The sequence below is a fragment of the Streptomyces sp. NPDC050388 genome, assembly GCF_040655635.1.
Taxonomy (GTDB): Bacteria; Actinomycetota; Actinomycetes; order Streptomycetales; family Streptomycetaceae; genus Streptomyces.
The window spans coordinates 21,990-36,849 of sequence record NZ_JBFAKH010000031.1 but is presented as its reverse complement, the minus strand read 5'-3'; the positions used below and the strand labels follow the sequence as shown (position 1 = coordinate 36,849).

Genomic DNA, 14,860 nt, shown 5'->3' with positions numbered 1-14,860 from the left:
CGCCGAACGCCGAACGCCGAACGCCGAACGCCGAACGCCGAACGCCGAACGCCGAACGCCGAACGCCGAACGCCGAACGCCGAACGCCGAACGCCGAACGCCGGGCCTCAGCCCAGCAACCGCTCCACCACCACCGCGATTCCGTCCTCCTCGTTGGAGGACGTCACCTCGTCGGCCACCGCCCGCAGATCCTGGTGGGCGTTGGCCATGGCGACGCCATGTGCGGCCCAGGCGAACATCGGGATGTCATTCGGCATGTCGCCGAACGCGATCGTCCCCGTGGCCTTCGCCCCCAGCCGACGAGCGGCCAGGGACAGCCCGGTGGCCTTGGACAGACCGAGAGGGAGCAGTTCGACGATGCCCTCGCCCGCCATGGTGACGGTGACGAAGCCGCCCGCGGTGCGTGTGGCCGCATCGGCGAGTTCGTCGTCGGTGAGGGTCGGGTGCTGGATGTACACCTTGTTCAGCGGCGCAGCCCACAGGTCCGACGCGTCCGTGAACGGAATCGCGGGCAGCGGTCCCTGCACTTCGTAGCCGGGCCCCACCAGCACCTCGCCGTCCAGCCCGTCACGGCTCCCGGCCAGGTGCAGCGGACCGACCTCCGCCTCGATCTTGGCCAGCGCCACCGCGGCCAGCTGCCGGTCCAGCGTCACCGAGGTGAGCAGCCGGTGTGCTCCCGCGTCGTACACCTGGGCGCCCTGGCCGCAGACGGCGAGTCCCTGGTAGCCGAGGTCGTCGAGGATGGGCCGGGTCCAGGGGACCGCGCGCCCGGTGACGACGATGTGGGCGGCGCCCGCCTCGGTGGCCGCGGCGAGCGCGTCACGGGTGCCGCGGGAGACCGAGTGGTCGTCACGCAGCAGCGTGCCGTCGAGGTCGGTGGCGATGAGCTGGTAGGGGAACGGCGCACTCACTTGGCGGCCGGTTCCAGGAACTCCCGACCACCCAGGTACGGACGCAGCACCTCGGGCACCCGCACCGAGCCGTCCGCCTGCTGGTGGTTCTCCAGGATCGCCACGATGGTGCGCGGCACGGCGCACAGGGTGCCGTTGAGCGTGGCCAGCGGACGCACCGTCTTGCCGTCACGCACCCGGATCTGGAGCCGGCGGGACTGGTACTCGGTGCAGTCCGAGGTCGAGGTCAGCTCGCGGTACTTGCCCTGGGTCGGGATCCACGCCTCGCAGTCGTACTTGCGCGAGGCCGAGGAGCCCAAGTCGCCCGAGGCGACGTCGATCACACGGAACGGCAGCTCCAGCGACGTCAGCCACTGCTTCTCCCACTCCAGCAGCCGCTGGTGCTCCGCCTGCGACTCCTCGGGAGTGACGTAGGAGAACATCTCGACCTTGTCGAACTGGTGCACGCGGAAGATGCCGCGGGTGTCCTTGCCGTGCGAGCCGGCCTCGCGGCGGAAGCAGGGCGAGAAGCCCGCGTAGCGCAGCGGCAGCCGGTCGGCGTCGATGATCTCGTCCATGTGGTACGCGGCGAGCGGTACCTCGGACGTGCCGACCAGGTAGAGGTCGTCCTTCTCGAGGTGGTAGACGTCCTGGGCCGCCTGGCCGAGGAAGCCGGTGCCCGCCATGGACTGGGGGCGGACCAGGGCCGGGGTCAGCATCGGTGTGAAGCCGGCCGCGGTGGCCTGGGCGATCGCGGCGTTCACCAGTGCCAGCTCGAGCAGGGCGCCGACGCCGGTCAGGAAGTAGAAGCGCGAGCCGGAGACCTTGGCGCCGCGTTCGACGTCGATGGCGCCGAGGAGCTGACCGAGCTCCAGGTGGTCCTTGGGCTCGAATCCCTCGGCGCCGAAGTCGCGGGCGGTGCCGTGCGTCTCCAGCGTGACGAAGTCCTCCTCACCGCCGACGGGGACGTCGGGGTGGACGAGATTGCTCAGTCGGCCCAGGAGCTCCTGGGTCTCGGCCGCCGCCGCGTCCCGCTCGGCGTCGGCCGCCTTGACGTCGGCGGCGAGCGTGCCGGCCTTCTTCAGCAGCTCGGCCTTCTCGTCGCCGGTCGCCTTGGGGATGAGCTTGCCGAGCGCCTTCTGCTCGGCGCGCAGCTCGTCGAAGCGGACGCCGGACGACCTCCGCCGTTCGTCGGCGGACAGGAGGGAGTCGACGAGCGCGACGTCCTCTCCACGGGCACGCTGCGAAGCGCGCACACGGTCGGGGTCCTCACGGAGCAGGCGAAGGTCAATCACGCGGTCAAGGCTACCGGTGCGCGGTGACAGCACACGACTCACTATTCCGAGGGGGGCGATCACATTCCGTTATGGGTGATGTGTGCAATATGTCCCCGAAGTCGAGGGGATCAACGGGGGTGACGGGGTGATCGATGGGTGGTCGCCGGAAGGTGTCCTGGGTGGTCAATGCGAGGGGCCCACTCCCTGGAAGGGGTCAGTCGCACAGGGGGTCCGTTGACTGGAATTCCTTGCGAGAAACGGGGCTCGAGGTCTGGTTGTCCACAGGTGTCCACAGCCTTTCGAAAGTTATCCACAGGGTGTGAAGGGAATCTGTGGACGCCGGAATCGATCACTCCGAAACGCGTGGCCGGAGGGGGGATTCCCGGCGCGAACTCCCCTTACCTCCACTTTCGGGGAGGAAGGGGGCGCCCCAAAGGGTTGCCGAAAGGAAAAGAGTGGATGAAGGGCGATCCGCGGGTGCGTGAATGCAATCATGGGCACTGGGGAGATTTATCGACCGAACGGGGCAATGCTGTCGACTTGTCCCCAGGTCGAGAAGCGGACCTGTGGATAACTTCTGTGGATAACGAAAATCAGCAGGTAGGACCGGCCCCACCCCGGCTGGGGCCCCTCAGAACCGGCCGTCCTGGCATCGCGCCACCCAGTCCGCCGCGGACGCGAACTCGGTGTCCGACGTCCCGGGCAGCGGATCCCGTACCTCTGCCGGCTGCACATCCGCACGCGGGTACGAACCGAGGAAGCGCACCTGAAGACAGACCCGCTTGAGTCCCATCAGCGTCTCGGCCACCCTGCGGTCCGAGATATGCCCCTCGGCGTCGATGCAGAAGCAGTAATTGCCGATACCGGCACCGGTGGGCCGGGACTGGAGCAGCATCAGGTTGACGCCCCGTGTGGCGAACTCGCCCAGCAGGTCGCGCAGGCCACCGGGGTGGTCGTTGCGCTGCCACAGCACGATGGACGTCTTGTCCGCGCCAGTGGGTGCGGCGGGCCGGGCCGGGCGTCCGACCAGCACGAAGCGGGTCTGGGCGTTCTCCGCGTCATGGATCTCGGTCTCCAGGGCCTCCAGCCCGTACCGGGCCGCCGCGAATTCGCCGGCGAAAGCCGCGTCGTACCGGCCCTCCTGCACCAGACGGGCCCCGTCCGCGTTGGAGGCGGCCGACTCCCAGGCGGCGTCCGGAAGGTGCTGCCTCAGCCAATTGCGCACCTGCGGCTGGGCGGCAGGGTGGGCGGTGACCGTCTTGATGTCCGACAGTTCGGTGCCGGGGCGGACGAGCAGCGCGAAGGTGATCGACAGCAGCACCTCGCGGTAGATCATCAGAGGGGTGCCCGCGACCAGTTCGTCAAGGGTGGTGGTGATGCCGCCCTCGACGGAGTTCTCGATGGGGACGAACGCGGCCTCGGCCTCACCGGTGCGTACCGCGTCGAGCGCGGACTGCACGGACACATACGGGATCAGCTCCCGGGTGGCCGCCTCCGGAAGGGTGCGCAGGGCCACCTCGGTGAAGGTGCCCTCGGGGCCGAGATACGCATAGCTCGCTGGCATGGCCTCACCCTAATAGGCTCACGCCGACCGCACCTTCGTCTGCGCTCCCAAGGAGTGACGCGAGGCGAGTTTCACCCTTCCAGCAGCCGCTGTCCCACATACTCACCCTCCGCCGCGCCGCCCGGCACCGCGAACAGTCCGCTCGCCTCGTGCCGGAGGTACGGCGTCAGCGCGTCTCCCCGGTCCAGCTTGCGCTGTACCGGTACGAAGCCTCGCAGCGGGTCGGCCTGCCAGCAGATGAACAGCAGACCCGCGTCGGGCACGCCGTCCGCGTCGATGCCGTCGTGGTACGAGAGCGGTCGCCGGAGCATCGCCGCGCCGCCGTTCTGGTCGGGGCGGGTGATCCGGGCGTGGGCGTTGATGGGGACCACCAGATTTCCTCTGGAGTCCGTCTTCTCCAGGTCCATCTCGGACGTCTCGGTGCCTCCGGACAACGGTGCCCCGTCGGACTTGCGGCGCCCGATGACGGCCTCCTGCTCCTTGACCGCGAGTTTCTCCCAGTCGTCGAGAAGCATGCGGATGCGCCGTACGACGGCGTAGGAGCCGTTCGCCATCCACGCGGGCTCGCCGTTCTCCGGTACGAAGATCCGCTGGTCGAAGTCCGGGTCGGCCGGCTTCGGATTGCGGGTGCCGTCGACCTGGCCCATCAGGTTGCGGGCGGTCATGGGCCGAACGGTGGCACCCGGTGTGCGGTTGAAGCCGTTCATCTGCCAGCGCACCCGGGCCGCCGAACCGGCGTCCTTTTGCACGGCGCGCAGTGCGTGGAAGGCGACGAGGGCGTCATGGGCGCCGATCTGCACCCACAGGTCGCCGTTGCTGCGTGCCTTGTCCAGGTGGTCGGAGGAGAAGTCGGGCAGCGGGTCCAGGGCGACCGGACGCTGTTCCTCCATACCGGTGCGTTCGAAGAAGCTGTGGCCGAAGCCGAAGGTGACGGTCAGCGAGGAGGGGCCGGCGTCGCGGGCCACATCGGTGTCGCCGTCGGCACTCGGCTCGCCCGCCATCAGCCGCCGGGCCGTCTCCGACCAGCGGCGCAGCAGGGCAGCGGCCTCCTTGCGCCCGGCGCCCGGCGCCAGGTCGAAGGCGACGAGATGGCCGCGGGCCGGGAGCCCTTGGGTGATGCCGGGCTGATGTTTCCCGTGAAACATTGCCCTGCCCTCGCCCACCGAGGCCAGTGGGGTCGCCCCGGAGGGCGCGGCGGCGTAGCCCACGGCGCTGCCCGCCGCGCCGAGCACGAGCCCGGTGGTCCCGGCGGTGCCGAGCAGACGGCGGCGGGAGATGCCCTTCCGGTCGGCCGGTACGGCGACTCCTTCCCGGGTTTCCGGCGCCGCGGGGATGCGGGCCTCCGGAATGGACTGGTCAGTCATGGTGGTTCAGCCGATCTGCGCGTTCTTGGAGACGGTCACCTGGTCGACGTCGGAGGTCCGCACGGTCACCTCGACCGTCCAGTCGCCCGCCATGGGGATCTGCACACCACTCGCCGACCAGTGCCCGGCGGCGATGCGGTCGGGCACGACGGGCAGCGGCCCGATGTCCTTGGAGGAGAGGGTGAAGGCGACCTTCAGTTCAGGGACGTCGAGGGTCCCGCCGTCGGTTCGCTCCACATAGATGTGCATGTCGTTGCCGCCCACGCGCGCGGGGTTCAGGTCGATCGTGACGACGCCCTCGCCCTCCTTGCCGCCGGTGTCGAACGGCATGTTCAGGGTCACCGCACCGGTTCCCTGGGCGGACGAGGGTGACGACGGGGCGGAGGACGAGGAAGCGGCCTTGGCCTCCTGCTCCGTACGCCCCGGCTCGGTCTGCGTCAGCACGGTGGTGATCGCGAGCAGGACGACGGCGACACCGGCCTCGGCGAGCACCGAGTGACGCAGCCCGAAGCGGTTCGGGTCGGCGTCCCGCAGCCGCTTCTGCCGGGCGGTCTCCACGGCTGCCCGCTGCCGGGCGAGCTGAGCGGCCCGCGCGGAGTCCTCGCCGGCCTTCGCCCCGGGGCCGGACGCTTCCGCCGTCCGGACCTCGGCCTGCCCCGTGCCGACCGCGGCCGTCACACGTTCCACGTCGGTGTCGGTGTCGGTGTCGGTGTCGGTGTCGGTGTCGGTGTCGGTGTCGGTGTCGGTGTCGGTGTCGGTGTGAGCCGTGACTTCGGACCCGGTCTCCTCCGTCCCGGTCCCGGCTTCCCGGGCACCGGCCGTTTCAGTACCGGTCTCCCCGGCACCGGTCCTCACAGTGGCCACGGCCGCCACGGGTTCCGTCCCGGCCGTCTCCCGGCGGCCCGCCGGCTCGCCCGTCCCGACGAGTCGTGCCGTCCACCGCCGTGAGAAGTACGCCAGCCCGATCATGACCACCACGAACCCGATCTTGGCGAGCAGCAACTGCCCGTACCGGGTGTCGGTCAACGCCGACCAGGAGCCGAGCTGCCGCCAGCTCTGGTAGATCCCGGTGACGACCAGGGCGACCACACTGCCGAGCGCGAGCCGCGAGAACCGCTGGACGGCGGCCGCGTCGACGGCGGTCTCGGCGGGGGCCCTGTAGAGCGCCACGAGCAGGGCGGTGAGTCCGCCGAGCCAGGCGGCGACGGCCAGCAGATGGACGATGTCGACCGGCATCGCGATGCCGGGCTGGAGCCCCTGGGAGGCGTGCTCGGACATGGCCCAGCTCGCGGCGAGCCCGGCCGCCACGACCGTCCCCCCGATCGCGAGCCCGAAGGTCAGGTCCCGCTTCTCCGCGTCGTCCCGCTGGTCCTGGGCGGCCCCGAAGAGCACCGCGATGAACAGCGCCGCCGCGGCGAGCAGCAGCAGCCGCGACACCAGTGCCGCGCCGGTCTTGGTCTGCAGCACCTCCCCGAGCAGCGACATGTCGAAGATGTCGCCGATCTTGCCGGAGCGCGTGTAGGAGCCGCGCAGGAGCAGCAGCGCGAGGGTGGACGCGGTGAGGGTGAGCCAACCGGAGACGACCAGTCGCTGCACCGCCCGTACACCGGCGCCGGGCCGCCAGCAGGCCAGCACGAACGCGGCCCCACCGGCCATGACCACGAACCCGGCGTACGACATGTACCGCCCGAAGCCGTACAGCCAGCCCACCGGGCCGTCGTCGGACGCCTGGGCGGAGGCCTGGACGGAGGTCTCGGAGGGGGCGCCGATGGAGAAGGTGAAGGCACCGGCGACGGGGTGGCTGTCCGCGGACACCACCTGGTAGGTGACGGTGTAGGTGCCGTCGGGCAGTCCGCTGAGCAGTTGCACGGTGTACGTCGTGCCGCTCGGGTTGGCGGGGGCGCCCTTGTCGGCCCGCTTGCCCTTGGGGTCGAGGACGCGCAGGGAGTCGTCGCTCACCGCGATCGGTTCGGAGAAAGTGAGCGAGACCCGGGTGGGGGCCTTGTCGACCACCGTCCCCTGCCGGGGGTCGCTGCCGGTCAGCGCGGCGTGCGCGGACGCGGGAGCGGCCCCGGCGAGGAGCGCGCCGGTGACGGCCAGCAACAACAGCAGCAGGAACCGGGCGCGGGGGGCGATGGTCTGGGTCACGGGGGTGTCTCCCTCAGTGTCCGTGCTTCGGGGTGTAGGTGGCGGGCTTCACCGGTATCTCGACCGTGACGGGGTCGGAGTGGGCGAAACGCAGCTCGACGGAGACCTTCTGACCCTGCTTCGGCTTCCGCTTCAGCTGCTCGAACATCAGGTGGTTGCCGCCGCTCTCGAGCACGAGGCTGCCGCGAGCCGGGATGTCCAGCCCGTCGACCTCCCGCATGGAGCCGTCGACGGTCTCGTGCACGGTGACGCGTTCGGCGATGCCACTGCTGACCGAGGTCAGCCGGTCGTCCGCGCCGCCCTTGTTGCTGATGACGAGGAAGCCGGCCGCCAGGTCCGACACCGGCTGCGGCATGTACGCGGAGTCGACGGACAGTTCGGCCGTGTCGCTGCCGGAGTCCGAGCCGCCGGAGCCCGGGTCGCCGCAGCCGGCCAGGGCCAGCGCCCCGGCGACGGCCACCGCGGCGAGCGCGAGACGACGCCTCACGGGGTCTCACCCTCGATGATGCGGGGGAGGTCCTCGGTGTAGTCCTCGACGGTGGCGTCCTCGCCGTACAGGAGGTAGCCGCCGTCGGTCTTCGGGGAGAAGGCGATGACCTGGGTGCCGTGGTCGGAGACGACCTGGCCCTTGTCGTCCTTGCGCGGTGCGTTGATCGAGATGCCGAGGGTGCGGGCGCCGGCCTGGATCGTGTCGAAGTCGCCGGTCAGGCCGACGACCTGGTCGTCGATGCCCTTGAGCCACTTGCCGAGCGCGGCGGAGGTGTCCCGCTCGGGGTCGGTGGTGACGAACACGATCCGCAGCTCGTCCTGCTGCTCCTGGGGCAGTTGCTTCTTGGCCACCGCGAGGTTGTTCATGGTCAGCGGGCAGACGTCGGGGCAGTGCGTGTAGCCGAAGTAGATCAGCGTGGGCCTGCCGGCGGTCTCCTTGCGGAAGTCGTACTCCTTGCCCTGCGTGTCGGTGAGGACGAGGTCCGGCTTCTCGAACGGATTCTCGAGGGCCGTGGCCGCCTTCTCCGCGCCGGCCTCCTCGGAGACCACGGCGATGGGCTTGCCACTGTCGCCGTCGCCGCTGCCGCAGGCGGAGAGAGTCAGGGTGGCGGCGGCGAGCAGGGCCACCGCGGTGAAGGTCTTCTTGCGCATGATGCTTTCCAGGGATGTGAGTTCTCCGGCGCGCACCGGGGCTCCACGGGACCGTGGGTGCCCCCGGTGCGCGCCGTCCAGCGGGGAGGGGTCAGGCGGAGGTGCGCCGACGCCCGGCGAGCACGTTGTAGGCGACGCCCGCGGCACCGACGACGATGCCGACGATGCCCAGGACGCGGGCGGTGGTGTCGGTGCCGCCGGAGTCGGCGGCCGCGGTGGTTTCCGCGGCTGCCTTCTCGGCGTCCCCGGCGGACTCGGCGTCGTCGGCCTTGTCGTCCGACGCACCGTGCGAGTGGCCGTCGGCGGAGGCCTCGGACAGGGCGAGGACGGGAGCCGGGTAGTCGGGCTCGTCCTTGCCCTCCTGCGGCACCTCGATCCAGCGGACGACCTCCTTGTTGGAGTACGTCTGCAGGGCCTTGAAGACCAGTTCGTCGGCGTTCTCCGGCAGGGTGCCGACGGACACCGGGAACTTCTGGAAGAAGCCCGGCTCGATGCCGTCGCCGTCGGCGGTCCAGGTGACCTTGGTGACGGCCTCGTCGATCTTCTTGCCGTGCATCTCCAGCGGCTTGTCCAGCTTGGACTTGGTGACCTTGACGTCCCAGCCGTCGACCGGCTGCGGCATCACGGAGGCCAGCGGGTGGTCGGTCGGGAAGGTCACTTCGAGCTTGGTCGTCGACGCGTCGTCACGCTCGTTGGGGACCTTGAAGTTCACCACCGCGTAACCGCCCTTGGCGGCCTCGCCCTCGGGCTGCACGCTGACGTGGGCGAAGGCGGGGGCGGACAGGGTGAGGACGGCGACACCGGTGACGGCGCCGACAGCGGCGATACGGGAAGCCTTCATGGCAGAAGCACTCCGCTTCAGTTGGGTTTCGCTGACGGTGAGGGATACGCGTACGGGCGGGCACTTGCGCCGGTGCGCACCTGTGGCGGTGCGCACCTGTGCCGGTGACGGCTCTGTTGTCCGGCCGCCGGGTCGCCGACCGCGGGGCTGTGACGCCTGGGTCAACGACGGCTCGTCGTACGCGGGAGAACGGACGCACACGCGCGTGCCGCACGCCGGCGCCCCCTCCCCCTCCGGTTGTCCGGCGGTGGCGGAGTGCGGCCCGGTCGCGTCAGGCGGCGAGGGCGAGTGCGGTACCGGTCGGCGGACCCCGGCGGATCACCGTGTGCTGGAGTGCGGCGGTACGGGGTACGGGCGGCGCGGGCGGTGCGGTGCGCACCGGACACGGGGCGACCTGCGGAGTCCCCGGGAGGCCCGCGCGCAGGGCGAGCACCAGAGTGAGCGCCGCGCGCAGCGACCGTACGAGGGCACCTTCGGCGACACCGTGTGCCGACAGTTCGGTCAGCCGCAGCAGCGCCAGGTCACCGCGGCGCAGCAGCCAGCCCGTGGCGAGCGCCACGAGGACGTGTGCGAGCAGCATCGGCAGGGTCGGCAGCAGCGCCGGCACCGACGGGTCCACCGCGGCCGAGGACAGCGTGTCCCCCTGGGCGTGCGCGTGGGTGCCGCCGGTCGCGCCGGGGTGGACCCGCGCGTCGATGAGGATGCGCTGCGCCTGCGCGGGACTGATGGCCGCCGCGGTGGTGCCGCACACCAGTCGTGCGGCCTGCTCGATCAGCGAGGCGTCGGAAAGGGGCGACGCCGCCTCCGCGGGGGCCGCCGCGCCGTGCTGACCGATGCCGAACACGATGTGCAGTACGGCCTGACCGGCCGCCAGCATGGCCGCGATCCCCGGCAGGGAACGCACGCGTCCGGCGAGCGGCGCCGCGACCGCGACCGTCCCGAGGAACCCCGCGCCCAGCGTCCACAGGGGAACGGCGGCGTGGGAGGCGAGCGTGTGACCTGCCCCGGCCAGCACGACACAGACCGCGGCGAACACCGCGGCCCGCAGGGTCCGGAGCCCGCGTCCGGAGCGCGTCGTGCGCACGTGGGGGGCAGTCATGGCGGGCCCATCATCGCATTGGCCCCGCCGCCGCAGTACGGCAGGTCCGCAAGATGAGGTACGACCGGAAGATCACCTCTGTCACCAGTCGCCCCACATACACCGTTCGGCTCCACGGCGCGCCCGCCGTATGGGGGGTGTCACATCAGCTGTGCGCTTACAACCGGGTACGCAGGGCAATAAGTAACGGTATGTCGAGCCGCGGCCGGGAGGCTGGAGCATGAGCATCTGGTGGTCACTCCATCTGCGGCGCGACGCTGCGAGCGTGCCGCTCGCCCGGCGTCTGCTGATCGGCGCCATGGAGACCGCGGGCGTCGACCCCGACATTTCCTACGACCTCTCCGTGGCCCTCAGCGAGGCCTGCGCGAACGCCGTCGAGCACGGTGGGGGCGCCGCCCGGGGCGGTTCCTCGGAGGCATACCGGGTGACCGCCTACCTCGACGGCGAGAAGTGCCGCATCGAGGTTGCCGACGTGGGACCCGGCTTTCCCGTCGGGACCGGCGGCCGTGCACGCCCGTCGGCCCGCCCCGTGCCGTCCGACGCGGAACACGGCCGCGGCCTCTGCCTCATCCAGGAACTCGCCGACCACGTCCACATCGGCAACAAGCCGGGGCTGGGCGGCGCCGTGGTGAGCTTCGACAAGATCCTCAAATGGCGGAAGGACGCGCCGCTGACGGCGGTCTGACCGCACCACCGGATCTCCGCACGCGCTCGCCGGTCGTACTCCTGAGCGCAGGTCGGCCGGGTACCACGAGTGGTACCCGGCCGACCTGCGTGCGTCAGCCCTTGAGGGCGGCCATCCATGCCTCGACCTCGTCCGACCGCCTGGGCAGCGCGGCGGACAGGTTCCGGTTGCCGTCCTCGGTGACCAGGATGTCGTCCTCGATGCGGACGCCGATGCCCCGGTACTCCTCGGGCACGGTCAGGTCGTCGGCCTGGAAGTACAGGCCCGGCTCGACCGTGAGCACCATGCCCGGCTCCAGCGTGCCGTCGACGTAGGTCTCGGTGCGCGCGGCCGCGCAGTCGTGGACGTCCATGCCGAGCATGTGCCCGGTGCCGTGCAGCGTCCAGCGGCGCTGCAGACCCAGCTCCAGAACCCGCTCGACCGGGCCCTCGACCAGGCCCCACTCGACGAGCCGCTCGGCCAGTACCCGCTGCGCGGCGTCGTGGAAGTCCCGGTACTTGGCGCCCGGCTTGACCGCCGCGATACCGGCCTCCTGGGCGTCGTACACGGCGTCGTAGATCTTCTTCTGCAGCTCGCTGTAGCGGCCGTTGACCGGCAGCGTGCGGGTGACGTCGGCGGTGTAGTACGTGTGCGTCTCCACGCCCGCGTCGAGCAGCAGCAGGTCGCCGGAGCGGACCGGACCGTCGTTGCGCACCCAGTGCAGGGTGGTGGCGTGCGGGCCGGCGGCGCAGATGGAGCCGTAGCCGACGTCGTTCCCCTCCACCCGCGCACGCAGGAAGAACGTGCCCTCGATGTAGCGCTCGCTGGTGGCCTCGGCCTTGTCGAGGACCTTCACGACATCCTCGAAGCCGCGTGCGGTGGAATCGACGGCCTTCTGCAGCTCACCGATCTCGAAGGCGTCCTTGACCAGCCGTGCCTCGGAGAGGAAGACGCGCAGCTCCTCGTCGCGCTCGGCGGTGACCTTGTCGGTCAGCGCCGCCTCGATCCCGGCGTCGTACCCGCGCACGACCCGTACGGGGCCGGTGGCCTCGCGCAGCGCGCCGGCCAGCTCGCGGACGTCGGAGGCGGGGATGCCGTACAGCCGCTCGGCCTCGGTGAGGGAGTGGCGGCGGCCGACCCACAGTTCGCCCTGGCCGTCCAGCCAGAACTCGCCGTTCTCGCGGTTCGAGCGCGGCAGGAGGTAGATCGTCTCCTTGTGGCCGTCGTCCGTCGGCTCCATGACGAGGACGCCGTCCTCGGTCTGGTTGCCGGTGAGGTAGGCGTACTCGACCGACGCGCGGAAGGCGTACTCGGTGTCGTTGGACCGCGTCTTCAGGTTGCCCGCGGGGACGACCAGGCGCTCACCCGGGAAGCGGGCGGACAGCGCGGCGCGACGGGCTGCCGTCTCGGCGGCCTGGGGGATCGGCTCCAGGTCGTGCAGCTCGGTGTCGGCCCAGCCGCTCTTCATGTTCTCGGCCAGCTCGTCGGACACGCCGGGGTAGAGGCCGTTCTTGCGCTGCTTGATGGGCGCTTCCTCGGCAGTCTCCGGGCCTTCCGCGGTTTCCGGGGCCGCCGCGTCGGCAGCCTGGTCGAACGCGGTCGGGAGCTCTTCTGCCACAGCGGTCATCCTCCTTGGTAAGGCTCTGGACTCCCCCGAGCTTGCGGCTTCGTCCGGGCAGGGGGGACCACCACCATCGTACGGTCGTCGGCGAAACAGTCGCAGAGCGGAAGGGACCGTTACCGGGGGGATGCGAAGGATGACGTCCCGGACCGGCCGCCGGGCGCTCCGGAACCGCTACTCGAACCGTGCGGCCAGCAGGACGACGTCCTCCGCGGAGTCCGCCGCGGACGTCCCTTTCGACGAGGCCGCCCCCTCGGGCAGCACGGTGCGCAGGACGTGGTCGGCGATCGCACCGGGGTCACGGCGCAGCGCCTGCGGTACGCCTGCCGCCGCCGCGTGCAGCCGCGCGAAGGCGCGGTCGGTGGGGTCGCCGGTGCGGTGCAGCAGCCCGTCGGTGTAGAGCAGAACCGTCTCGCCCGGTTCCGGGTGCACCTCCACGCTCGGTGCCTCCCAGCAGGCGAGCATGCCCAGGGGAGCCGAGACGGACGTCTCCACGAACTCGGTGCGGCGCTCGCCGATCAGCAGCGGCGGGCTGTGCCCGGCACCGGCCAGCGTGATCTTGCGCAGCGAGGGTTCGCAGTAGCCGAACAGGGCGGTGGCCGACCGGGCCGGTTCGGTGAGCCTCAGCAGCAGTTCCAGGTCGGACAGGACGGCGACCGGATCCTCGCCCTCCATCACGGCGTACGCGCGCAGGGACGCCCGCAGCCGGCCCATCGCGGCGACCGCGCTGGGCCCCGCCCCGGTGACGGACCCCACAGCGAGGCCGAGGGCGGCGTCCGGCAGCGGCAGTGCGTCGTACCAGTCGCCGCCGCCGTACGAGGAGGTGCGGCGCCGGGCGGCGAGCTGGACGCCGGGGATCCTGGGCAGGCGCGAGGGGAGCAGCTCCTCGGAGATGGTGGTCATGGACGCGCGCGTGCGCTCGAGTTCCAGCAGGCGGGCGAGGTGCTCGGCGGCGTACCGGGCGTACAGGCCGATGAGATGACGCTGCCGCTCCGACGGCTCGGCCGGTTCGTCGTAGAGCCACACCGCCGCGCCCAGGCGCAGCCCGGGCCCTGCGGTGAGCGGGGCGTCCGGGGGCTGTGAGGTTTTCGGCGGCTCCGGCGGCTCCGGCGGCTCCGGCGGCTCCGGCACGAGGGGCAGGGTGTAGCTGGCGGCGTAGCCGAGGCGGGCGGCGACCTCGCGGTGCCTGGGGTCGAGCCCCTTCTCGGCGAGCAGGTCGGGCTCGGCGATGCCGTCGTCGGCGCCGGGCAGTCCGTCGAGGATCCTGCCGTACGGCAGGGAACTGCGCGGGATGGTCTCGATGTGACCGAGGTCCGCGCGGGCCAGGCCGAGGCCGATCATGTTGTCCGGGCCGAGACCGTCGGCGGGTTCCAGGACGACGAGACCGCGCCGGGCGCCCACCAGGGCGGCGCCGGCGCGCAGTGTTTCCCGGAGTGCTTCGTCGAGGGCACGCGTACGGGCCAGGCGTTCGGTCAGCTCGTGGAGGGTGGTGAGGTCGGAGACCCATCCCGCGAGACGGTCCTGGAGCAGCGCGCCCGGGGCGTTCTGGGGGTTTGCCCGGGCGGCCGGGGAGGTACCCGTGGCAACGGACGCGACAGTGTGCGCGGGTGCGGGGACCGTTGAATCGATTCCGGCCACTTTCGAAGGATGAGGGGCATTCATGGCGTCCGGCTTTCCGGCCGGTACTTACTGCTCGAAAGCATCGCAAACCCCCATGTCGTTCTGCGTCGCCGGCAGTGTCTCCACATGTACACGTACTCGTGAGGAGATGTCCAGCATTGTCCTGCTGGGATTCCTGGTGTCCGTGGGCTTGAAGGGAACTCACTCCCGACCTCTTGTCGAAAAACAAACTTGGCTTGAAACTGCCTCAGGGGGAGGCTGATTGCGGTCGACTGAGCTTGCTGGACAGAGCGTCACAGCGGTCGTGATGGGTACGTACTCGGTGAAGGCCAGGGGTGGTTGGGATTCACCCGGGAACCTGGTGACGGACCCGGGCGTCTTAACCACCGACGACCGTGCCCCATCCTCCCGTGGCGGAGGCGGAGAGAAACAAGCGCGACAGTAAACGCCAGACTTCGCCACCCCACGCCATCCCCGTGCTTCTGCTCGACGCAGTATGGGTGGTACGGCCGTGGAGGCAGCCCCTGATCGGCCTCGGCCCCTGGGGGCTCCCCTTGCTCGGTGCGGGGGTGTGATGCGCCAACAGGTACGCACAGTAGGTACGCACAGTGCAGTGATCGACTCATGTTGTG

General features: G+C 70.9%; 12 protein-coding genes. 1 reads left to right on the top strand and 11 read right to left on the bottom strand.

The window, feature by feature from the left end:
- Positions 1-107: 107 nt before the first annotated feature.
- From AB0I73_RS19565 to AB0I73_RS19525, 9 genes are all read right to left on the bottom strand, one after another.
- A complete protein-coding gene (locus AB0I73_RS19565; protein WP_363038958.1) occupies positions 108-911 on the bottom strand; it encodes an HAD family hydrolase in 804 nt (267 codons plus the stop codon).
- Positions 908-2,185, bottom strand: a complete 1,278-nt coding sequence (serS, locus tag AB0I73_RS19560) for a serine--tRNA ligase (protein ID WP_363038956.1) — start codon at positions 2,183-2,185, stop codon at positions 908-910. The genes AB0I73_RS19565 and serS overlap by 4 nt, the downstream gene beginning before the upstream one ends.
- Positions 2,186-2,798: 613 nt before the next feature.
- A complete protein-coding gene (pheA, locus tag AB0I73_RS19555; protein ID WP_363038954.1) occupies positions 2,799-3,731 on the bottom strand; it encodes a prephenate dehydratase in 933 nt (310 codons plus the stop codon).
- Positions 3,732-3,802: 71 nt separating this feature from the next.
- Entirely contained in the window at positions 3,803-5,095 is a 1,293-nt protein-coding gene (efeB, locus tag AB0I73_RS19550; protein ID WP_363038952.1) for an iron uptake transporter deferrochelatase/peroxidase subunit, read from the bottom strand.
- 6 nt (positions 5,096-5,101) lie between these two features.
- Complete coding sequence (locus tag AB0I73_RS19545) at positions 5,102-7,243, bottom strand: copper resistance protein CopC (RefSeq protein ID WP_363038950.1); 2,142 nt, start codon at positions 7,241-7,243, stop codon at positions 5,102-5,104.
- 13 nt (positions 7,244-7,256) lie between these two features.
- Positions 7,257-7,730, bottom strand: coding sequence for a copper chaperone PCu(A)C (locus AB0I73_RS19540; RefSeq protein ID WP_363038949.1), 474 nt, complete (start codon positions 7,728-7,730; stop codon positions 7,257-7,259).
- Positions 7,727-8,383, bottom strand: a complete 657-nt coding sequence (locus AB0I73_RS19535; RefSeq protein WP_363038947.1) for an SCO family protein — start codon at positions 8,381-8,383, stop codon at positions 7,727-7,729. Before AB0I73_RS19535 ends, AB0I73_RS19540 begins: the two co-directional genes overlap by 4 nt.
- Positions 8,384-8,474: 91 nt before the next feature.
- Positions 8,475-9,224 carry a YcnI family protein gene (locus tag AB0I73_RS19530; protein WP_363038945.1) on the bottom strand — a complete coding sequence of 250 codons (750 nt, stop codon included), beginning with the start codon at positions 9,222-9,224 and terminating at the stop codon, positions 8,475-8,477.
- A gap of 271 nt (positions 9,225-9,495) precedes the next feature.
- A complete protein-coding gene (locus tag AB0I73_RS19525) occupies positions 9,496-10,323 on the bottom strand; it encodes a hypothetical protein (protein ID WP_363038943.1) in 828 nt (275 codons plus the stop codon).
- Between the two features lie 220 nt (positions 10,324-10,543).
- Here AB0I73_RS19525 and AB0I73_RS19520 point away from each other — a divergent pair, with 220 nt between their 5' ends.
- Positions 10,544-11,008 (top strand): ATP-binding protein, encoded by a 465-nt coding sequence (locus AB0I73_RS19520; RefSeq protein ID WP_363038941.1) that lies wholly within the window; start codon positions 10,544-10,546, stop codon positions 11,006-11,008.
- A gap of 94 nt (positions 11,009-11,102) precedes the next feature.
- Here the strand turns inward: AB0I73_RS19520 and AB0I73_RS19515 are convergent, their stop codons facing one another.
- Positions 11,103-12,605, bottom strand: coding sequence for an aminopeptidase P family protein (locus AB0I73_RS19515; RefSeq protein ID WP_363038939.1), 1,503 nt, complete (start codon positions 12,603-12,605; stop codon positions 11,103-11,105).
- Between the two features lie 177 nt (positions 12,606-12,782).
- On the bottom strand, positions 12,783-14,270 hold the full coding sequence (locus AB0I73_RS19510; protein ID WP_363038937.1) for a PP2C family protein-serine/threonine phosphatase: 1,488 nt from the start codon (positions 14,268-14,270) through the stop codon (positions 12,783-12,785).
- Between the last annotated feature and the right edge of the window lie 590 nt (positions 14,271-14,860).